At 62.9% G+C, this 17,688-nt stretch carries 23 protein-coding genes; 11 read left to right on the forward strand and 12 right to left on the reverse strand.

Annotation, left to right across the window (positions count from 1 at the left end):
• Positions 1-34: 34 nt before the first annotated feature.
• Genes HQR01_RS05600 through HQR01_RS05620 form a run of 5 tightly spaced genes read left to right on the forward strand, consistent with a single transcriptional unit; the run spans position 35 to position 5,173 of the window.
• On the forward strand, positions 35-634 hold the full coding sequence (locus HQR01_RS05600) for a protein-L-isoaspartate O-methyltransferase family protein (protein ID WP_234030265.1): 600 nt from the start codon (positions 35-37) through the stop codon (positions 632-634).
• Positions 635-2,116, forward strand: a complete 1,482-nt coding sequence (locus tag HQR01_RS05605) for a TolC family outer membrane protein (RefSeq protein WP_173213315.1) — start codon at positions 635-637, stop codon at positions 2,114-2,116.
• 50 nt (positions 2,117-2,166) lie between these two features.
• Positions 2,167-2,634: a DUF2497 domain-containing protein gene (locus tag HQR01_RS05610; protein WP_173213317.1), complete on the forward strand. Its 468-nt coding sequence runs from the start codon at positions 2,167-2,169 to the stop codon at positions 2,632-2,634.
• A gap of 44 nt (positions 2,635-2,678) precedes the next feature.
• On the forward strand, positions 2,679-4,802 hold the full coding sequence (locus HQR01_RS05615; RefSeq protein WP_173213319.1) for a dipeptidyl-peptidase 5: 2,124 nt from the start codon (positions 2,679-2,681) through the stop codon (positions 4,800-4,802).
• Complete coding sequence (locus tag HQR01_RS05620; protein WP_173213321.1) at positions 4,799-5,173, forward strand: (2Fe-2S) ferredoxin domain-containing protein; 375 nt, start codon at positions 4,799-4,801, stop codon at positions 5,171-5,173. Before HQR01_RS05615 ends, HQR01_RS05620 begins: the two co-directional genes overlap by 4 nt.
• Here HQR01_RS05620 and HQR01_RS05625 read toward each other — a convergent pair.
• A complete protein-coding gene (locus tag HQR01_RS05625; protein WP_173213323.1) occupies positions 5,170-5,457 on the reverse strand; it encodes a hypothetical protein in 288 nt (95 codons plus the stop codon). The genes HQR01_RS05620 and HQR01_RS05625 overlap by 4 nt on opposite strands.
• A 114-nt stretch (positions 5,458-5,571) precedes the next feature.
• On the opposite strand from HQR01_RS05625, the gene HQR01_RS05630 reads away from it, so the two are divergent.
• From HQR01_RS05630 to xth, 3 genes are read left to right on the forward strand one after another with little or no spacing between them, the layout of a single operon-like run.
• Positions 5,572-6,000 carry a CBS domain-containing protein gene (locus tag HQR01_RS05630; RefSeq protein WP_173213325.1) on the forward strand — a complete coding sequence of 143 codons (429 nt, stop codon included), beginning with the start codon at positions 5,572-5,574 and terminating at the stop codon, positions 5,998-6,000.
• A 32-nt stretch (positions 6,001-6,032) separates the two neighbouring features.
• Positions 6,033-6,362: a HesB/IscA family protein gene (locus tag HQR01_RS05635; RefSeq protein ID WP_173213326.1), complete on the forward strand. Its 330-nt coding sequence runs from the start codon at positions 6,033-6,035 to the stop codon at positions 6,360-6,362.
• Positions 6,363-6,372: 10 nt separating this feature from the next.
• Entirely contained in the window at positions 6,373-7,146 is a 774-nt protein-coding gene (gene xth / locus HQR01_RS05640) for an exodeoxyribonuclease III (RefSeq protein ID WP_173213328.1), read from the forward strand.
• Positions 7,147-7,203: 57 nt separating this feature from the next.
• Here xth and HQR01_RS05645 read toward each other — a convergent pair whose 3' ends face one another.
• From HQR01_RS05645 to HQR01_RS05685, 9 genes are all read right to left on the reverse strand, one after another.
• Complete coding sequence (locus tag HQR01_RS05645) at positions 7,204-7,863, reverse strand: cell wall hydrolase (RefSeq protein WP_173213330.1); 660 nt, start codon at positions 7,861-7,863, stop codon at positions 7,204-7,206.
• A 200-nt stretch (positions 7,864-8,063) separates the two neighbouring features.
• Positions 8,064-8,399, reverse strand: a complete 336-nt coding sequence (locus tag HQR01_RS05650; protein ID WP_173213332.1) for a DUF1491 family protein — start codon at positions 8,397-8,399, stop codon at positions 8,064-8,066.
• Entirely contained in the window at positions 8,399-8,854 is a 456-nt protein-coding gene (locus HQR01_RS05655; RefSeq protein ID WP_173213334.1) for a PaaI family thioesterase, read from the reverse strand. Before HQR01_RS05655 ends, HQR01_RS05650 begins: the two co-directional genes overlap by 1 nt.
• A gap of 14 nt (positions 8,855-8,868) precedes the next feature.
• Complete coding sequence (gene hpf, locus HQR01_RS05660) at positions 8,869-9,438, reverse strand: ribosome hibernation-promoting factor, HPF/YfiA family (RefSeq protein WP_173213336.1); 570 nt, start codon at positions 9,436-9,438, stop codon at positions 8,869-8,871.
• Between the two features lie 69 nt (positions 9,439-9,507).
• A complete protein-coding gene (dnaQ, locus tag HQR01_RS05665; RefSeq protein ID WP_173213338.1) occupies positions 9,508-10,200 on the reverse strand; it encodes a DNA polymerase III subunit epsilon in 693 nt (230 codons plus the stop codon).
• A 50-nt stretch (positions 10,201-10,250) separates the two neighbouring features.
• A complete protein-coding gene (gene coaE / locus HQR01_RS05670) occupies positions 10,251-10,856 on the reverse strand; it encodes a dephospho-CoA kinase (protein WP_173213340.1) in 606 nt (201 codons plus the stop codon).
• A complete protein-coding gene (locus HQR01_RS05675) occupies positions 10,853-11,707 on the reverse strand; it encodes a shikimate dehydrogenase family protein (RefSeq protein WP_173213342.1) in 855 nt (284 codons plus the stop codon). The genes coaE and HQR01_RS05675 overlap by 4 nt, the downstream gene beginning before the upstream one ends.
• A complete protein-coding gene (locus HQR01_RS05680; protein ID WP_173213344.1) occupies positions 11,704-12,309 on the reverse strand; it encodes a Maf family protein in 606 nt (201 codons plus the stop codon). Before HQR01_RS05680 ends, HQR01_RS05675 begins: the two co-directional genes overlap by 4 nt.
• The gene (locus tag HQR01_RS05685) at positions 12,306-13,184 is read right to left on the reverse strand and encodes a pyruvate, water dikinase regulatory protein (protein ID WP_173213346.1); all 879 of its coding nucleotides are present in this window, start codon (positions 13,182-13,184) and stop codon (positions 12,306-12,308) included. Before HQR01_RS05685 ends, HQR01_RS05680 begins: the two co-directional genes overlap by 4 nt.
• A gap of 282 nt (positions 13,185-13,466) precedes the next feature.
• On the opposite strand from HQR01_RS05685, the gene hemE reads away from it, so the two are divergent.
• The 3 genes from hemE to rho all read left to right on the forward strand — a co-directional run bounded on the left by hemE (position 13,467) and on the right by rho (position 16,412).
• Positions 13,467-14,492, forward strand: coding sequence for a uroporphyrinogen decarboxylase (hemE, locus tag HQR01_RS05690; protein WP_173213348.1), 1,026 nt, complete (start codon positions 13,467-13,469; stop codon positions 14,490-14,492).
• A gap of 33 nt (positions 14,493-14,525) precedes the next feature.
• The gene (locus tag HQR01_RS05695; protein ID WP_173213350.1) at positions 14,526-14,969 is read left to right on the forward strand and encodes a CopD family protein; all 444 of its coding nucleotides are present in this window, start codon (positions 14,526-14,528) and stop codon (positions 14,967-14,969) included.
• 177 nt (positions 14,970-15,146) lie between these two features.
• Positions 15,147-16,412 carry a transcription termination factor Rho gene (gene rho, locus HQR01_RS05700; RefSeq protein WP_173213352.1) on the forward strand — a complete coding sequence of 422 codons (1,266 nt, stop codon included), beginning with the start codon at positions 15,147-15,149 and terminating at the stop codon, positions 16,410-16,412.
• A gap of 58 nt (positions 16,413-16,470) precedes the next feature.
• Here the strand turns inward: rho and HQR01_RS05705 are convergent, their stop codons facing one another.
• Together HQR01_RS05705 and HQR01_RS05710 are read right to left on the reverse strand one after the other, a co-directional pair.
• Entirely contained in the window at positions 16,471-16,872 is a 402-nt protein-coding gene (locus tag HQR01_RS05705; protein ID WP_173213354.1) for a nuclear transport factor 2 family protein, read from the reverse strand.
• A 63-nt stretch (positions 16,873-16,935) separates the two neighbouring features.
• Positions 16,936-17,634, reverse strand: coding sequence for a dienelactone hydrolase family protein (locus HQR01_RS05710; protein WP_173213356.1), 699 nt, complete (start codon positions 17,632-17,634; stop codon positions 16,936-16,938).
• Positions 17,635-17,688: the final 54 nt, after the last annotated feature.

The raw sequence follows: 17,688 nt of genomic DNA on the forward strand, positions 1-17,688 counted from the left end.
AGCGTGTTATTAGAGTAATACAGTAGCAATTGCCATGACCACGACCCTATCCCCTTCGAACGACTTTGCCGCCGCCCGCCGCGCGATGATCGACAGCCAGTTGCGCACCAGCGGCGTAAACGAGGCCTTCGTTCTCGATCGCATGCAAGCGGTTGCTCGTGAGGATTTCGTGCCTGAAGAGATGCGCGCCGCGGCCTATACCGATCGCGCAATCCGATTGGGCGAGGGCAAAGCGCTCGCTGCACCGCTGTTTCACGGCATGATGCTGGCGGAAGCCCAGCCGAAAGCCGATGACACCGCTCTCGTGGTCGACGGTGGCAGCGGCTACCTCGCTGCGCTGGTCGAGCCGCTGGTCGGTTCGCTCAAGACGCTCTCGTCCGACGAGGCCCTGAGTGCCAAGAAGAAGGGTGCCTATACCCTCGTCCTTGTCGACGGTGCCATCGAGCACGTTCCCGCCGAACTCGCGAAGCTGGTGGCCGAAGGCGGCCGGATCGTGACCGGCCTGGTCGACCGCGGGGTCACCCGTCTTGCCACCGGGCGCAAGGCTGCGGGCTCGCTCGCACTCCTGCCGCTGGCGGAAATCGGTGTCCCGCGCCTCCACCAGTTTGACAGGCCCACCAGCTGGAGCTTCTGAATGCGGTCAACCGCCCCTGCGAGAAAGTTCGCTTACACCACTGCGCTCGTCGCGCTGACCGTCGCCGCACCTGCCAGTGCCGACACGCTTCAGGAAGCGCTGACCGAAGCCTATCTCTCCAATCCGACGCTGCTCGCCGCTCGCGCGAACCAGCGCGCGAATGACGAGAACGTGCCGATCCAACGGGCCCAGGGGTTACCGGGGATCAACACCACCGCGACCTATGTAGAATCGATCCAGAAGTCGCAGAACAGCTTCAATGCCCCCGACCGCACGCTGCAAGTCAATCCGCAGCTGACTGTGCCGATCTATTCAGGCGGTGCGGTCCGCAACTCGGTCAAGGCCGCGGAGGAACGGGTGACTGCGGGTCGTGCGGATCTGCGTGCAACGGAAAGCTCGATCTTCAGCCAGGTTGTCGCCGCCTATATGGACGTGCTGCGCAATGAAGCCATCGTGGCACTCAATGCGAACCAGGTCGAAGTCCTCAAGGTGAACCTGCAGGCCACCAGCGACCGGTTCGAGATCGGTGACCTCACTCGCACCGACGTGGCCCAGTCGCAGTCCCGCCTCGCCACCGCCCAGGGCAATCTGCAAGGCGCGCAATCCAACCTCATCTCGGCCAGGGAAACCTATATCTCACTGGTCGGCGACGAACCCGACAGCCTCCAGCCGCCGCCGCCGCTGCCGAACCTGCCGCAGGACGTAAACGACGCCGTCGATTTCGCACTGGACAACAATCCCGACCTGATCGCCGCCAAGGATCGCGCCAAGGCGGCTGGATTCGACACGGAAGTGGCTGGTTCGGGTCGCTTGCCGAACCTAGCCCTCTTCAGCGGCGCAACTTACACCAATTACTTCAATACCTTGGCAGGGGGTTCCTCGGCGCTGGCCCAGCGCGAAACAACCGCCAACGCAGGTGTCAGGCTGACCGTTCCGATCTTCCAAGGTGGCCTTCCGGCAGCCCGTCAACGCCAGGCGCAGGCTCGCGAAACCGCGGCATTGGAGCAGGTCATCGCAGCTGAGCGCAACGTGATCGTGCAAGTCCGATCGGCGTGGTCGAGCTGGCAGGCTTCGCTGGCCGTGATCGAAAGCAGCCAGCTTGCAGTCGAAGCAGCCGCGCTGAGCCTCGAGGGCGTGAAGGCCGAGAACACCATCGGGAATCGCGACATCCTGGACGTGCTCAACGCTGAGCAGGAACTGCTCTCTGCACGCGTCCAGCTGGTGACGGCTCGGCGCAATGCCTATGTCGCGGGCTTCAGCTTGCTCGCCGCGATGGGCCGCGCAGAGGCGCGCGACCTTGGCCTCGGTGACGAGGGCACGCTCTACGATCCGGTTGAAAACTACCAGCGTGTCCATGGGCGGATCTGGGACTGGAATCGCGATCCGGAGCCCGTCGCCAGCGCGACCCGCACCGTGGATATCCCCCCCCCGACTGCCGAAGTTACCGAAGTGGATGAAACCGCTTCCAAAAGTGAGTACTAAGGTCCGGTAGCCGAATCGGAGTGCCGATTCGAAGCAGGGGCAGGGACGCAATGCAGCAACCGGGCGAACCATCGGTCGAAGAGATCCTGGACTCGATCAAGAAGGTTATCGCGCGCGACAATCGCGAGGGCATGATCGCCGAACGCCGGCGCAAGATCGGGCCGACTCCGGAACCCGAAACGCACCAGGTCGAAACCGAAGAAACGGTCGAGGAAGTACTCGAGCTCGATGCCGACTTTGCCATGGAGACGGCCGAAGAAGAGGCGGGCGAGGCCGCCGAGGCGCTGATCCGCGACGAAACCCGCAACGCAATGCGTGAGAACTTCGCCGCACTGGCCATGCTGTCCCAGCCGGGCAAGGCGCCGCAGATCGTTCGGTCGGGCGAGACCTCGCTCGAAGGGCTGGTCCGTGAAATGCTCCGCCCGATGCTCGCCAAGTGGCTCGATGAAAACCTTCCCGCAATGGTCGAGGAAATGGTCAAGGCGGAAATCGCCCGGATCGCCGGCAAGCGCTCCTGATCCCAATCTTGGCATCGGCGCGCTGCGGGGCTAGGTCCGCGCGCATGACTGCACGCAATCGGGTCGCATTCCCTATCGCCAGCGCGCTCGCGCTTTTCGCCGCCCCTCTCGCCGCCACGCCGGACGGCCGTACGGCGATGAGCGCGAAAGACCTCGTCACCATGCCGCGCCTCGGCGCGCCGAGCGTCGATCCCGCGGAACGCATGGCGGTCTACACGGTGACCGAGACCGATCCCGAAAGCTATGCACGCAAAAGCGTGCTGCACATGCGCCTGCTCAATGTGATGGGTGCTGCATCGTTGCGGCTGGAGATCGATGGGAGCGACGCGCAGTTCGGCGGCGATGGCTGGCTCTATTACCTGGCCGACAGTGCCGAGGGGGGTGAGGATGCCACCAGCCAGGTCTGGCGCGCGCGGATCGGTGAAGACGGCAGCGTTTCCGACGTGATGCGGGTCACCAACCTGCCACGCGCAGTCAATGGTTTCGCCGTATCGAAGGACGGCACGAAGATTGCCGTATTCGTCGAAATCTCACGCAATTGCGCGGCACTCGACTGCGACGACAGCGCCAAACCCTACGCGCCCGGGCCGGGCACGGGGCGGCTGTACCAAGGCGACGGTGGCTTCGTCCGCCATTGGGACCATTGGGAAACGCCAGGCACGTATAACCGCGTCTTCACCTTCAATCTCGAGAACGGCAAGGCGCACGGCACGGGCGTTGCGGTGGACGGGCCGGCAGGCGCCGGTGGGCCCAGCGGCGATACGCCGACCATGCCGTTCGGTGGCAATGAAGACTTTGCCTTCGCCCCCGACGGCAAGGGGGCGTGGTTCGTGGCGCGTGAAGCCGACGCGCGGGAACCCTTCTCGACCAATCTCGATATCTGGTGGACCGACCTTTCGGGTGGCGTTCCCGTCAATATGACCAGGGCCAACGCAGCGATGGACATGCTGCCCGCCCCTTCGCCAGACGGGCGCCACCTAGCCTATGTCGCGATGGAACGGCCGACATACGAAGCAGATCGCCAGGTCGTGATGCTGCGCGACCTCAAGACCGGCGCCACGCGCGCGCTGACGCAGGATTTCGACCGTAGCTTCGGCTCGCTCGCCTGGACGCCCGATGGGCGCTGGATCGTCGCCACTGCGCAAGACGTGCTCGACACGCCAGCCTTCCGTATCGATCCGCACAGCGGCAAGGTCGAACGGCTCGACCTCATGGCCGGGAACGAGGCGCACATCGCCAATGTCGTTCCGTTGCGCGCTGGCAGGCTGGTGTTCACCCGCGATTCGATCGGCGCTCCCCCCGAACTCTACCTTGCCCAGGCATGGGGACAGGCAAAGCCGCTAACCGACGCAGTGACGACGCGAATTGGCAAGCTGGCTCCGGTCTCGGTCCAGCGCTTCAACTTCACTGGCGCCGACGGCGATACCGTGTGGGGGCAGATTACCAAGCCCGAGGGCGCGACGGGCAAGCTTCCCGCAATCCTTTATGTCCATGGCGGGCCGCAAGGCACCTTCAACGACAGCTGGTCGAACCGCTGGAATCCGCGCGTCGTCGCGAGTCAGGGCTACGCGGTGATCTCGGTCGACTTCCATGGATCCACCGGATACGGGCAGGCCTTCACCGACGCGATCAACAACGACTGGGGTGGCAAGCCGCTGGAGGACCTGCAGAAGGGCCTCGCCCATGCGCTCACGGTCGATCCGCAGATCGACGGGAGCCGGGCCTGCGCGATGGGCGCCAGTTATGGCGGCTACATGATGAACTGGATCGCCGGGCTATGGCCCGACCGGTTCAAGTGCCTCGTCCAGCATGACGGCGTGTTCGACGCACGCGCCATGGCCTACGAAACCGAGGAGCTGTGGTTCGACATCTGGGAACACGGCGGCAAGAGGTACTACGAAGACCCTGCCGCCTACGAACGGTGGAATCCCGTGAATCACGTCGACAAATGGCAAACCCCGATGCTGGTGATCACCGGCGAGAGGGACTTCCGTATCCCCTACACCCAGGGCATCGCGTCCTTCACTGCGCTGCAGATGCGCGGCATACCCAGCCAGCTGCTGGTCTTTCCCGACGAAAACCACTGGGTACTGAAGCCCAAGAACTCGCTGCAATGGCACCAGACCGTGTTCAATTGGCTGGGCAGGTGGCTGAAGCCGGCAGAATGAGCAACACCCCGGCAGATCTCGACAAGGCTCGTGCCGCGCTGGCCAAGATTGGTGGGGCCACGATCGAACGACAGATCTTCCTCTGCGCCATGTCGGAAAAGCAGAAATGCTGCCGTCGCGAAGAGGGCGAAGCTGCGTGGAAATACCTCAAGCGGCGGATGAAGGAACTCGGCCTGGTTGGACCGGGTGGAACGGTGCAGCGGACCAAGGCCGACTGCCTGCAGGTCTGCGAAGCCGGGCCGATTGCCGTCGTCTGGCCCGACAACGTCTGGTACCATTCCTGTCGTGAAGACGTGCTCGAGGCGATTATCCAGCGCCACCTGATCGGCGGCGTTCCGGTCGAGGAATACCGGCTGCGTCCCGCAAACTAGTCGTCCGCCAGCGGATCCTCGATCGCTTCGTCGTGGCCAGTACCCGATGACAGGAATACCAGCCCCATCAGCGCACTCGCCATCAGCATGGTGAAGCCGATCCCCAGCGCTGCGGCGATATAGTAGTGAATGGAAACCTCGGTGCTGCCGAACTTGTAGAGCAGCGCGAGCGAGATCGCGACGACACCCACAGTCAGCAGCAGCATGAAGCGCATGATCCGGCGGAACCGCGCCCATGCAAAAGCCGCCTGTTCCGGATCGTCGAGGGGGGACTTCCTGGCCATCGCGGCCCATCTGGAGGCTCGCGCCCGGCGATTCAATGCCAATCCCTAACCGATTCGCTTTTGAGCCCGGAAAGTGGCATTCTCCCTAGCCAGGAGTGGTACAGGAGGTCGGGCATGATAAGCAGGCTGATCGAAGGTCGGGCAAGTTCGGAAATCGTCGCATCCACCGTAGACACGCCGGTACGCGAGGTGATCGCATTGCTGGCAGAACGACGCATCGGCGCGGTGCCGATTCTCGAGAACGGAAGGGTGGCGGGGATTTTTTCCGAGCGCGACGTGATCTATCGACTGGCCGCCGAAGGCGACGCTTGCCTCGACCGACCCGTTGGAGAAGTTATGACCTCGCCCGCGATTACGGTCGATCCGCGCACCACCGTACTCGATGCCCTGGCGCTGATGACCCGTCGCCGCATCCGCCACTTGCCGGTGGTCGATGGCGAGGCAATGTGCGGCTTCATTTCGATCGGCGATCTCGTCAAGGCGCGGCTCGACCAGATCCAGCACGAAGCCGAGGCGATGCGCGAATATATCCAGACCGCTTGAGTGGAACGGCGCGCATTCCTACATCCATGCGCATGAGCATTGCCCCAACCCTCACCGAAGCTGCCGCCGCCCGCGTTGCCGCGATTGCGCAAAAGCAGGCCAAGCCGGCTATCTTGCGCCTTTCGGTCGAGGGGGGTGGCTGTTCCGGGTTTCAGTACAAGTTCGACCTTGCCGCTGCGCCCGAAGGTGACGACACGGTGAGCGAGACCGGCGGAGTCCGCCTGGTGGTCGATGCAGTGAGCCTCGATCTCGTATCCGGGAGCACCGTGGATTTTGTCGAATCGCTGGGTGGCGCGGCCTTCCGGGTCGAAAACCCGCAGGCGGCAGCAGGTTGCGGTTGCGGTTCCAGCTTCGGCATTTAGTGTCCGGGCGATGAAAATCGCCAGCTTCAACATCAACGGGATCAAGGCGCGGCTTCCGCGCCTGAAGGAATGGCTCGAAGAGACCCGACCCACCGTCGCCTGCCTCCAGGAAATCAAGACGATGGATGAAGGCTTTCCGGCCGACGAGTTCGAGGCGATCGGCTACAAGGCTATCTGGCACGGGCAGAAAAGCTTCAACGGGGTCGCCATCCTCGCCGATGGGGTCGAGCCGGTCGAGACAAAGCGTGGCTTACCGGGAGATCCGGATGACGAACAGGCGCGTTACCTCGAAGCCGAGGTCAACGGCGTCCGCGTCGCTTCGATCTATCTTCCCAACGGCAACCCTCAGCCGGGACCCAAGTTTGACTACAAGCTACGCTGGATGGAGCGACTGCGTGCGCACGCCGCCTCGCTGTGGGCGCAAGAGATCCCCACCGCCTTGGTCGGCGACTACAACGTCATTCCCAATGATCGGGACGTGTGGGCGGTCAAGGCGATGGAAGACGATGCGCTGATGCAGCCCGAATCGCGCGACGCCTACAAGCGGATGCTCGGTGATGGTTGGACCGACGCCCTAGCCACACTCAACCCACGCGGCGGAGTTTGGACCTATTGGGACTACCAGGCCGGGGCCTGGCAGCGCGATCATGGCTTTCGCATCGATCATCTGCTCCTGTCCCCCGAACTGGCCGACCGCATGGTCGCTGCGGGCGTCGACAAGGCCCATCGCGGGCGGGAGAAGGCGAGCGATCACGCCCCGGTGTGGGTCGAGATCCGCGACTGACACGAAGAAGGGCCGCCGCAGTGCTGCGACGGCCCTGTTAGTTCGGCCATCCCTATCTCAACGATAGAAGATGTGCGTATCGATCGTGGCGAGCGCGACCTTGCGGCGGCTCCAGCCGGGTCGAACATATGTGGCGTGGAAATAAAGCGCTTCACTCGCCTTGCTGTCCCACAGCCCGCGATGCGCGATGCGCGCGATTGCCCTGGCATTGGCCCAGGCCTTCGACGCGGTGCGAATCCGCGGCATGTTGCCGTTCTTGATGAACGAGAACTGCGAGCGCTGGTAGACGACGCCGCAATAGCTTTCCGGGAAGCGCCGGTCTTCTGCGCGGTTGACGATCACCTGCGCCACGGCCAGCTGGCCATCGAGCGGTTCGCCGCGGGCCTCGAAATAGATCGCACCAGCCAGGCACTGGAGCTCGGGTGAGAGTTCGCCACTGGCGGGCATGGCGTTGACCAGCTCGCGCAGGCTCTGGGCCCGCGGTGCTTCGGTCGTTTCCTCTATGTCGGATTGCGCTTCCTCAGCGGGAAGCTGCTGCACCACTTCCTTCTCGACGAAGACCGGCACGACCTCTTCGGTCAATTGTGCCGCAACAGCGGTGGTTTGGGTCGCCTGCGCCGCGACCTGGGCGTTGGCGCCGGAACTTTCTGCCCCGGCAAGGGTAATAGTGGCGGCCACCGCGAAGAGCGCGGTTAAACCGGTGAACTTGCGAACCATGATTCCGAAACAATCGGCGGTTGGCGGACTGACACAGGCTGGGACCCACGCGCGTTTTCCTGCGTCGTTTAATCGGGTCCGTTAACGGGCCTGCCGGCCACCCCCCGTCTGCGTGCTTGTGCTACGACCGTATTGTCGCGGGCACCGCCTACGCCTCGTAAGGTTGGCGGCCAAATAGTCGCAATTGATACGGTGTCAACCTATTGCAGTGCGGAATCGATGAAGTGTTCCGGATCGGGAAGGTCCAGTTCGACCACCCAACAATCGGGATCCGAACGTCGTCGCCGTTCGATATACTGCGTAAATTCGTCTTTATCTTCAGCATTTTCTTCCTTCGTCAGGACGAATTTGCGCGAGCCATCGAGCTGCGGCATCCGCTCCCATAGACGTGCGTTGGCTCCGCGCGTCATGGTGACGAGAAGAATTACGCCTGCATCTTTTTCGCCGCGCTGCACAATAGCCGCGAATCCTCCCGAGGCTTCGGCTGTGCGAACCAGGGCGCTGGCTTCCAGGTGGGCAGGCAGGCGACCTTCCATTAATCCTGTTCCTTCACCTGATACCCCGGCAGGCCAGACAGCGCGATGCGGGAACGCATGAAGGTGCCAGTGCCGCGGCCTATCTCGTCCCCGTCGGCATCGACCAGCCGCGCTTCGGCGACAAATACCCGCTTGCGCCCGCTGACCCAACGTCCTTCTGCCACTACCTCGCCCGCACGGACCGGCTTGGTGAAATGCAGGTTGAACGAAGTGGTCAGCAGGAAACGATCGGTGACGAAGGTGTTGGCGGCATAGAAGGCCGCGTCGTCGAGCATCTTGAAATAGATCGTCCCATGCGCCGCCCCTGCCGCATGGTAACTCGCTTCGGTCACGGTGAAGGTGATGCGAGAGCGGCCCTCGCCAGGGATCTCGAGCCGCGATTCGTACAGGGCGTTGACCGGAGCCGATGCATACAGGCTCTCGAGGGCGCGATAATGGCGCTCAGCTCCAGTCATGTCCGCCTTTCAGCCTAGCGCGGTTCGACCCAGCCGATCGACCCGTCGTGGCGACGATAAACCATGTTGTGCTGCTCGCTGCCGGCGTTCTTGAACAGCAGCGCGTTGGCGTTCTGCAGGTCGAGCATCATCACCGCATCGGCGACACTGCATTCGGGGATCACCGCGCGGGTTTCAGCAATCACCGGCGGGCTATCCGCAGTAATCTCTTCCTCGTCGTCAGGCTCGGGAGCAGCAAGGATCGTGTAGGCAGCTTCTTCCTCGCGCAGCGCGTGGTCGGCCTGCTCATGGCGATCCTTGATACGTCGCTTGTAGCGGCGCAGCTGCTTTTCGATCTTGCCGGCGGCGGCGTCGAAAGCCTGGTGGACATCGTGCGCCTCGGCATGACCCTTGAGGATCAGGCCCTGCATCACATGGGTGACAATGTCGGAGGTGAAGGCGCCACCCGGGCCCTTGCCGAAAGTTACGTGCGAGGAGATCGCTCGGTTGAAATACTTCTCGACGATGGCGTTCATGCGTTCGGAGACATGCTCCTGCAAGGCGGCGCCGGTATCGATCTGGTGGCCAGAGACGCGGATGTCCATGTTGTTGTGTTCTCCTTTGTCTGCCCTACGATCCCTTGATCCGGCCCGTCCGCCGGATCGTGTCGAACCCTAGCCCCACAAGGGGTTTTCGAGCTCGGCGACGAATTTCCTGTGCCGTTCCAATTCCTCCGCTGAAGCAGCATGCGGCCGTGGTTCGCGGCGCGGCCCTGAAGACTGGCGAACCGCGATAATCTCGGTCACCTCGGTCACGATCTCGACATGGCGCGTCGCGGCGAGCTCGAGCCCGATCTGCCGCCCGCCCTTCAGCTCGACATAGACCTGCGCCAACAATTCGGCATCGAGCAGCGCGCCGTGCTTGACCCGGTGGCTGCGATCAATCCCGTAGCGGGTGCACAGGGCGTCGAGTGAAAGCTTGGCGCCGGGGTGGCGCCTCTTCGCTAGCGCGACGGTATCGACCATCCGGCTGGTGCAGATCGGATCGCGTTCGCACAGCGCGAGCTCGTTGTTGAGGAATCCGAAGTCGAATCCCGCATTGTGCGCCACCAGCGGGGCATCGGCGACGAAAGCGAGCAGTTCATCGGCCAATTCGCGGAACAGCGGTTTGTCAGCCAGGAACGCTGCCGACAGGCCATGCACGGCCTCCGCCCCCGCGGGCATGTCGCGTTCCGGGTTGAAGTAGGCGTGAAAGGTCGCGCCAGTGGGTACGAGATTGACCATCTCGATGCATCCAATCTCGACCATCCGGTCCCCCGTCTTGGGGTCGAGTCCGGTGGTCTCGGTATCGAACACGATCTCACGCATTGCTTACCCTATCGGCCTCGGTTGCGCGGATTTCAAGGGGGCGCAGCCGGCTAGCGCGCGGCACTGGCTTGCTTCAACTCCCCAATGAGGTCGATCACCTCGTCTTCGGTCAGCTCGATCGAGGTCCCGGTGTCGATAATGTGGTCGGCGCGGGCGCGCTTGTCCGCGTCGGGCACCTGCAGCGAAAGGATGTGAGCGAACTTGTCCTCGGTCATCCCGGGGCGGGCGAGCACGCGCTTGCGCTGCGCCTCGGCCGGGGCGGAGACGACCACCACGCGGTCCACCGCGGCCACGCCACCCTTCTCGAACAACAGGGGAATGTCGAAGACCACCACGGGAGCCCCCACATGTTCGATCAGGAAGGCTTCGCGCTTCTTCGCCACGGCGGGGTGCACGATGGCCTCGAGCCGCGCGAGCGCAGCCTTGTCGCCGAATACCTGTTCGCCCAGCTTCTCCCGCAGCACACCTTGCGGGCCGGTCGACCCGGGAAATTCGGCCTCGATCGCAGGTAGTAACTCGCCGTCCGGACCTTGCATCGCGCGGACTTCCGCATCGGCATCGAAGACCGGTACTCCCGCTGCTTCGAACATGGTCGCAACGGTCGACTTGCCCATTCCGATGGAACCGGTGAGGCCGACGATAAGCGGGCGGGTCATGCTGTCAGCCTTTCGCGCAGATCGGGATCGAATTCGCGCGGCGGCTCGACATCGAAGAAGTGGGTGAAGGCCGCAGCCGCCTGCCCGATCAGCATGGCCAGCCCATCCACGGTCGCAAAGCCGGCTGCCCGCGCATTCCTGAGGAAGTCGGTCTCTACCGGATCGGTCACGATATCATAGGCAATCGACCCCGGAGGCGCGTGGCTCCAGTCGAAGGCGAGCGGCGACTGGCCGCGCATGCCCAGCGGCGAGGCATTGACGACGAGGTCGCAGCATCCCTCACGGTCGTCGAAGGCAAAATCGGTTGCTTCGGCAAAATGATCGAGTGGAGCGGCGTGATGTTCTCCGCCCGGATCGAGTTCGTCCAGCAAGGCGCGCGCCTTGTCCGGATTGCGTCCGGCAAGCACCAGGGTGAATCCCTCGCCCGCAAGCCCGGCGATGATCGCCCGCGCCGCACCGCCGGTCCCAAGGATCCGCGCCATGCGGAAATAGTGTTGTTGGGCCAGTTGGCCGCGCAAAGGCTCGAGGAAGCCCGCAACATCCGTGTTGTAGCCCACCAGCGAGCCGTCGGATTCGCGCACAATGGTATTCACCGCAGCAACCTTGGTCGCAAGCGGGTCGATCCGATCGAGAAAGGGGATCACTGCCTGTTTGTGCGGCATGGTCACGTTGCAGCCGCGCCATGCCTCGTCACCACGAAGCGCGGCGAGGTAGGATTTCACATCAGCTGGCAGGACATGGTGAGCACGATAGGTCGCATCCAGCCCCAGTTTCTCGATCCAGAAGCCATGGATTGCGGGTGATTTCGATTGAACGATCGGATCGCCAATGACTTCCGCGTAGCAAGTCATGCGAGCAAGGCGCCTTCTTCGCGAAGCGCGTCGAGTACCTGCAACAAGGGCATGCCAAGGACGGTGAACTGGTCGCCCACTATACCTTCGAACAGCTGCACACCGGGCCCTTCGATACGAAACACGCCTACGCAATAGCTAACCTGTGGCCATTCGGCGTCGAGATAGGCCGCAATGAACTCGTCGCTGAGTTCACGCACATGCAGTCGCGCAAAATCCGAACCAACCCACAGGATCTGACCACCCCGCGCCAGTGCCGCTGCACTATGCAGGGTCATCGTCCTGCCCGAGAACGCGCGCAGGTGTTCGGCGGCATTCTCGCGACTGGTCGGTTTGTCGAACCGGCGTCCATCGACTTCAACCAGCGAATCCGAGCCGAGCACCAGAGCCTCGGGATGGCGTGCTGAAACGTCAGCAGCCTTGGCCGCTGCGAGCGCCTGCGCGATCTCGACCGGTTCGACATCCTCCATTTCTGCTTCGAGGGCCCGTTCATCGATCTCGGCGCCGATCGCTTCGAAAGTGAGCCCGGCAGCGGTCAGCATCGCCTTCCGCGACGCACTGTTCGAACCGAGTATCAGGCCCGTTCCGGCGATCCCGCTCATATCGGCTTGGCTCCCTGGGTGGTCCCGCGCAACTCGCGCTCATTGTAAAGGCGGATCACGGCGGCCGCGGTTTCTTCGATCGAACGGCGCGTCACGTCGATGACTGCCCAGCCATTATCGGCGAACATGCGGCGGGCAAAGGCGACTTCCGCCTTGACCTTTTCCTGGTCAGCATAGTCAGTCTGGCGTTCCTCGTTCAGACTGAGCAGCCGGTTGCGGCGCACCTGCACCAGCCGTTCGGGTGCGGTGGTCAGGCCGACCACCATCGGGTTCTTGAGTTTGTAAAGCATCGGCGGCGGCGGGCTTTCCACCACCAGCGGGATATTCGCAACCTTGTAGCCGCGATTGGCAAGGTAGATGCTGGTCGGCGTCTTCGAGCTGCGCGACACGCCGGCAAGGACGATGTCGGCCTGCTCCCAATCCTCCCAGCCGATGCCATCGTCATGGGCGATCGTGAACTGGATCGCTTCGACGCGTTGGAAGTAGGCCTGGTCCATTGCATGCTGGCGGCCCGGCCTGCCATGAGCTTCCTGGCCCAGCGCCTTCTCGAGCGCCTCGGTAACCCGGTCGAGGATTGGCACCGCAGGCAGGCCCTGCTGGCTACACACCTCTTCCAGCCGGCTGCGGGTTTCCGGATTGACCAGCGTGAACAACACCAGGCCTGGATTGGCCTTGAGTTCGGGAACGATCCGCTCAAGGTGCTGGCGGCTGCGGACCATCGGCCAGAAATGACGAATGACGTCGGCATTCTCGAACTGCGCGAGCGCTGCCTTGGCAAGCATCTCGAGCGTTTCGCCGGTGGAATCGGACAGCAAGTGGAGGTGGACGCGGTTGGAAATGGGAGGCTCCGGCACCCTGTGGAGAACCTCCCGCATAAACCACGGGAGAAAGCTGGCGACAAGTTCGGGTGCGAATTCGCTCCCCACTGCGAGTCCGCCAAGGACCGACTTCCGCACAGGCCGGCAAGGTTTTGGACAGGCTGGGGACAGCCGGGATAACTTTGACTCGACTCACCGCGAACCACGAGTCGCGGCCAACCGGCACCCTTTGCATCGCGGGAGAAATCGGGCAGGGGCGCTTTATCCCTGAAATCCACAGGGCCAACAGACTCCATCAAACCTAATCAATATATATATTATTTGGATTGGACTCGCACGATGCCCGGTCTCCTGCTCGATACTCTCAACGGCCAGCGAGGCGCCAATGTGCCCCTCTGGCTCATGCGCCAGGCGGGTCGATACCTGCCCGAATATCGCGCGCTGAGGGAGCAGAAGGGCGGGTTCCTCGCGCTTGCCTATGACAGCGAAGCAGCATGCGAGATCACGCTGCAGCCGATCGATCGCTTCGGGTTCGATGGGGCAATCCTGTTCTCCGATATCCTGATCGTGCCCCACGCGATGGGCCAGGACTTGCAGTTCCTCGCCGGGGAAGGCCCGCATCTTTCGCCGCGACTGGTCGAAGCAGCGCTGGAAAGCCTCACGCCCGATCCTTCGCGGTACGAACCGATCTACCAGACGGTGCGCCTGTGCCGCCAGCGCCTGCCCGAAGGCGTGACCATGCTGGGCTTTGCCGGCAGTCCCTGGACCGTGGCGACCTATATGGTGGCCGGTGAGGGGAGCCGCGACCAACACGAAGCCCGCGCGCTTGCCTATCGCGACCCGGCTGCGCTCCAGGCGATCATCGACGCGATCGTGGCGCAGTCGATCGAATACCTTTCGGGTCAGATCGTTGCAGGGGCCGAAGCAGTTCAGTTGTTTGACAGCTGGGCAGGAAGCCTTGCGCCGTGCGAGTTCGAGCGTTGGGTCATCGCGCCCAATGCCGCGATCGTCGCGGCGCTGCGCGAACAGCACCCTGACGTACCGATCATCGGTTTTCCCAAGGGTTCGGGCGAGAAGCTTCCTGCCTATGCCCGGGAGACGGGGGTACAGGCGGTTGGTGTCGACGAAACTTTGGATCCCGCCTGGGTTGCCCGCGAATTGCCCGAAGGCCTGCCTGTGCAGGGCAATCTCGATCCACTGCTACTGCTGGCCGGTTCACCCGAGTTGGAGCGGCGTGTGACCGCGATCCTGCGCAGCTTTGCTGACCGTCCTCACGTGTTCAACCTCGGCCACGGCATCGACCGGCGCACCCCGATCGAGCATGTCGAGCGAGTGATCGCGGTTGTTCGCGGATTTGAGGGGTGACGCAGGGATGCTGCGATCCTACATAACCAGCAGATGCAGGATGTCCTCGCCATGACTTACTACTGGCTCAAGGCCGGGCACATCATTTTCATGGTTTTCTGGATGGCGGGGCTGTTCATGCTCCCGCGCCAGATGATCTACCTGCACTCAGCCGCCGCCGGATCCGATGAAGCGGCATCATGGGCCAAGCGGATGGGCCTGCTGCGCAAGGTCATCCTTTCGCCAAGCATCGCGGTCGTCTGGATCCTGGGCTTGCTGCTGGCATGGCATATCGGAGCATGGAGCCAGGGCTGGTTCCATGCCAAATTGCTGTTCGTCGCCGCCCTCAGCGGGTTCCATGGTTACATGGTGGCCCAATCGAAGAAGATGGTTGCCGGCGAACGGCCGTTGACCGAGAAGCAATTGCGCATGTGGGGCGAATTTCCCGGCATCGCGCTTGCCGTCATCGTGATCCTGGTGGTGGTCAAACCCTTCTGACCCGCGCTGTGTCGGGCGAATCACGGATCATTGGATTGTCGATTGACGCACATCGGGCGCGGTCGTAATTGCACATCACCGACCGGCTAGAGGTCCCGCATCCAGATGGGGCCAGGTCCGCTTTCTCCAAGCCCATACGACCTGCCGGCCATCAACCAGAATACTCAGAGAATTTCTATGCATCTCAAAGATTTGAAAGCAAAACCCCCAGCCGAACTGGTCTCGATGGCCGAAGAACTCGGGGTCGAAGGCGCTTCGACGATGCGCCGGCAGGACCTCATGTTCTGCATCCTGCGCGAACTGGCCGAGGACGAGGAATACGACGAACCGATCATGGGGATCGGCACGATCGAGGTGCTGCAGGACGGTTTCGGCTTCCTCCGCAGCCCCGAGGCGAACTACCTCGCCGGCCCCGACGATATCTACGTTTCGCCCAACCAGGTCCGCAAATGGGGCCTGCGTACCGGCGATACGGTCGAGGGCGAGATCCGCGCGCCGCGCGAAGGCGAACGCTACTTTGCGCTGACCAGTCTCAAGACGGTCAACTTCGACGATCCCGATGCCGTGCGCCACCGCACGAATTTCGACAACCTCACACCACTCTACCCCGATTCGAAGCTGACGCTCGACACGGTCGATCCGACGGTGAAGGACAAGTCGGCGCGCGTGATCGACATCATCTCGCCGCAGGGTAAGGGCCAGCGCGCGCTGATCGTGGCGCCGCCGCGCACGGGCAAGACCGTGCTGCTGCAGAACATCGCCAAGGCGATCACCGACAACCACCCCGAGGTGTTCCTGCTGGTGCTGCTCGTCGACGAGCGCCCGGAAGAAGTCACGGACATGCAGCGCAGCGTGAAGGGTGAAGTGATTTCATCGACCTTCGACGAGCCGGCCAACCGCCACGTCCAAGTCGCCGAAATGGTGATCGAGAAGGCCAAACGCCTGGTCGAACACAAGCATGACGTGGTCATCCTGCTCGACTCGATCACCCGCCTCGGCCGTGCCTACAACACCGTGGTGCCGAGCTCGGGCAAGGTCCTGACCGGCGGTGTCGATGCCAATGCGTTGCAGCGCCCGAAGCGCTTTTTCGGTGCCGCGCGCAACATCGAAGAGGGCGGTTCGCTCTCGATCATCGCCACCGCGCTGATCGATACCGGCAGCCGCATGGACGAAGTCATCTTCGAAGAGTTCAAGGGCACCGGTAACTCGGAAATCGTGCTCGATCGCAAGGTCGCCGACAAGCGCATCTTCCCCGCGCTCGATGTGGGCAAGAGCGGTACCCGCAAGGAAGAGCTGCTGGTCGAGAAGGACAAGCTCTCCAAGATGTGGGTCTTGCGCCGGATCCTCATGCAGATGGGCACGGTCGACGCGATGGAATTCCTTCTCGACAAGATGAAGGATTCCAAGACCAACGAAGACTTCTTCGCGAATATGAACCAGTAAGCAAAAGGGCCGCTTCCCGAATGAGGAAGCGGCCCTTCTTGCATTGGAGGCGGGTGGGTCAGCCGGCTTTCTGCCGCTCCAGCTGGGCGGCCATCTGCTCCCATACCTTGTTCACCGCCTTGAGCGGCCGAACCATGACCTTGAAATCGACGATCTTGCCATCCTGATCGAAGCGGATCAGGTCGATGCCGTTGACGTGGATCCCATCCATGGTGGTCTGGAACTCGATCATCGCGTTTTCGCCGTCGACCAGCTCGCGGACATATTCGAAGCTGTCGTTGCCCAGCGTCTGCCCCGCAGCGGAGAGGTAGGCGACGACAATCGGGCGGCCGACCTGGGGGGTGTGCACCACCGGTGAGTGGAACACTGCATCGGGGTGGATGATCGCCGAAAGTGCTGCGGGCGAGCTGCCCGCTTCGATCACTTCGTGCCAGCGCTTCAGGCCCTCACGTGCGGACATAGAATCTCTCTCCTCGTTTGAGCTGGAACGATGGCGCGAATTGAAGGGCTGGTCCAGCCCGCTTCAGCCAAGGTGCTGGGCGAAGAATGTCGATGTTCGCTGATCCGCGAGTTGCGCGGCTTCCTCGGCGCGACGCTTGCCGAACTCGGTGGCGAAGCCGTGATCGAGCCCTTCGTAGTCGTGCAGGGTAACCTTTGGGTGGTCGTCCAGGCCTGCGTGCATGGCTTGCTGTGTGACCTTGTCGACGAAGCCGTCCTCGGTCGGGATGTGCAGCATCAACGGGTGGGCGATCGCGTGCTTCTCGCCCAGCAATCCATCGATACCGACCCCGTAATAGCCGACGGACGCGTCGATATCGGTCCGCGCGGCGGTCATATAGGCCAGTCGCCCGCCAAGGCAGTAGCCGACGCAACCGACCTTGGGCACACCCTCGGTTCGGCGAATGTGGTGGATGGTCGCCTCGATGTCGCGGATGCCCTGGTCCTGGTTGAACTGACCCATGAGGGTGAGTGCACGCTGGAACTCGGGTTCGACATCGGGATCGAGCTCGACCCCGGGTTCAAGCCGCCAGAACAGGTCTGGTGCAACTGTAAGATAGCCCTCTTCGGCCAGCCTGTCGCATTTGCGGCGGATTCCGGCATTCACGCCGAAGATCTCCTGGATCACGATTATCGCGGCCCTGGGCGCGCCTGACGGGCGTGCAACGTAGGCTGTGAAGCTATCCTGACCCGAGAGGGTGGGAATTGTGGCGGTCTCGGTCATAGAGTCGATCTCCTGTTGCGCTGCGGGGCCTAGCGCTTGCGGCGAAGCTTTGGC

Origin of the sequence: Erythrobacter mangrovi, assembly GCF_013260645.1 — a bacterium.
Classification (GTDB): Bacteria; Pseudomonadota; Alphaproteobacteria; order Sphingomonadales; family Sphingomonadaceae; genus Qipengyuania; species Qipengyuania mangrovi.

What these genes read in the sequence shown, in the direction of transcription:
- HQR01_RS05600 (WP_234030265.1), top strand. Translation starts at nt 35, where the DNA reads ATGACCACGACCCTATCCCCTTCGAACGACTTTGCCGCCGCCCGCCGC.
- HQR01_RS05605 (WP_173213315.1), top strand. Translation starts at nt 635, where the DNA reads ATGCGGTCAACCGCCCCTGCGAGAAAGTTCGCTTACACCACTGCGCTC.
- HQR01_RS05610 (WP_173213317.1), top strand. Translation starts at nt 2,167, where the DNA reads ATGCAGCAACCGGGCGAACCATCGGTCGAAGAGATCCTGGACTCGATC.
- HQR01_RS05615 (WP_173213319.1), top strand. Translation starts at nt 2,679, where the DNA reads ATGACTGCACGCAATCGGGTCGCATTCCCTATCGCCAGCGCGCTCGCG.
- HQR01_RS05620 (WP_173213321.1), top strand. Translation starts at nt 4,799, where the DNA reads ATGAGCAACACCCCGGCAGATCTCGACAAGGCTCGTGCCGCGCTGGCC.
- HQR01_RS05625 (WP_173213323.1), bottom strand. Translation starts at nt 5,457, where the DNA reads ATGGCCAGGAAGTCCCCCCTCGACGATCCGGAACAGGCGGCTTTTGCA.
- HQR01_RS05630 (WP_173213325.1), top strand. Translation starts at nt 5,572, where the DNA reads ATGATAAGCAGGCTGATCGAAGGTCGGGCAAGTTCGGAAATCGTCGCA.
- HQR01_RS05635 (WP_173213326.1), top strand. Translation starts at nt 6,033, where the DNA reads ATGAGCATTGCCCCAACCCTCACCGAAGCTGCCGCCGCCCGCGTTGCC.
- xth (WP_173213328.1), top strand. Translation starts at nt 6,373, where the DNA reads ATGAAAATCGCCAGCTTCAACATCAACGGGATCAAGGCGCGGCTTCCG.
- HQR01_RS05645 (WP_173213330.1), bottom strand. Translation starts at nt 7,863, where the DNA reads ATGGTTCGCAAGTTCACCGGTTTAACCGCGCTCTTCGCGGTGGCCGCC.
- HQR01_RS05650 (WP_173213332.1), bottom strand. Translation starts at nt 8,399, where the DNA reads ATGGAAGGTCGCCTGCCTGCCCACCTGGAAGCCAGCGCCCTGGTTCGC.
- HQR01_RS05655 (WP_173213334.1), bottom strand. Translation starts at nt 8,854, where the DNA reads ATGACTGGAGCTGAGCGCCATTATCGCGCCCTCGAGAGCCTGTATGCA.
- hpf (WP_173213336.1), bottom strand. Translation starts at nt 9,438, where the DNA reads ATGGACATCCGCGTCTCTGGCCACCAGATCGATACCGGCGCCGCCTTG.
- dnaQ (WP_173213338.1), bottom strand. Translation starts at nt 10,200, where the DNA reads ATGCGTGAGATCGTGTTCGATACCGAGACCACCGGACTCGACCCCAAG.
- coaE (WP_173213340.1), bottom strand. Translation starts at nt 10,856, where the DNA reads ATGACCCGCCCGCTTATCGTCGGCCTCACCGGTTCCATCGGAATGGGC.
- HQR01_RS05675 (WP_173213342.1), bottom strand. Translation starts at nt 11,707, where the DNA reads ATGACTTGCTACGCGGAAGTCATTGGCGATCCGATCGTTCAATCGAAA.
- HQR01_RS05680 (WP_173213344.1), bottom strand. Translation starts at nt 12,309, where the DNA reads ATGAGCGGGATCGCCGGAACGGGCCTGATACTCGGTTCGAACAGTGCG.
- HQR01_RS05685 (WP_173213346.1), bottom strand. Translation starts at nt 13,184, where the DNA reads ATGCGGGAGGTTCTCCACAGGGTGCCGGAGCCTCCCATTTCCAACCGC.
- hemE (WP_173213348.1), top strand. Translation starts at nt 13,467, where the DNA reads ATGCCCGGTCTCCTGCTCGATACTCTCAACGGCCAGCGAGGCGCCAAT.
- HQR01_RS05695 (WP_173213350.1), top strand. Translation starts at nt 14,526, where the DNA reads ATGCAGGATGTCCTCGCCATGACTTACTACTGGCTCAAGGCCGGGCAC.
- rho (WP_173213352.1), top strand. Translation starts at nt 15,147, where the DNA reads ATGCATCTCAAAGATTTGAAAGCAAAACCCCCAGCCGAACTGGTCTCG.
- HQR01_RS05705 (WP_173213354.1), bottom strand. Translation starts at nt 16,872, where the DNA reads ATGTCCGCACGTGAGGGCCTGAAGCGCTGGCACGAAGTGATCGAAGCG.
- HQR01_RS05710 (WP_173213356.1), bottom strand. Translation starts at nt 17,634, where the DNA reads ATGACCGAGACCGCCACAATTCCCACCCTCTCGGGTCAGGATAGCTTC.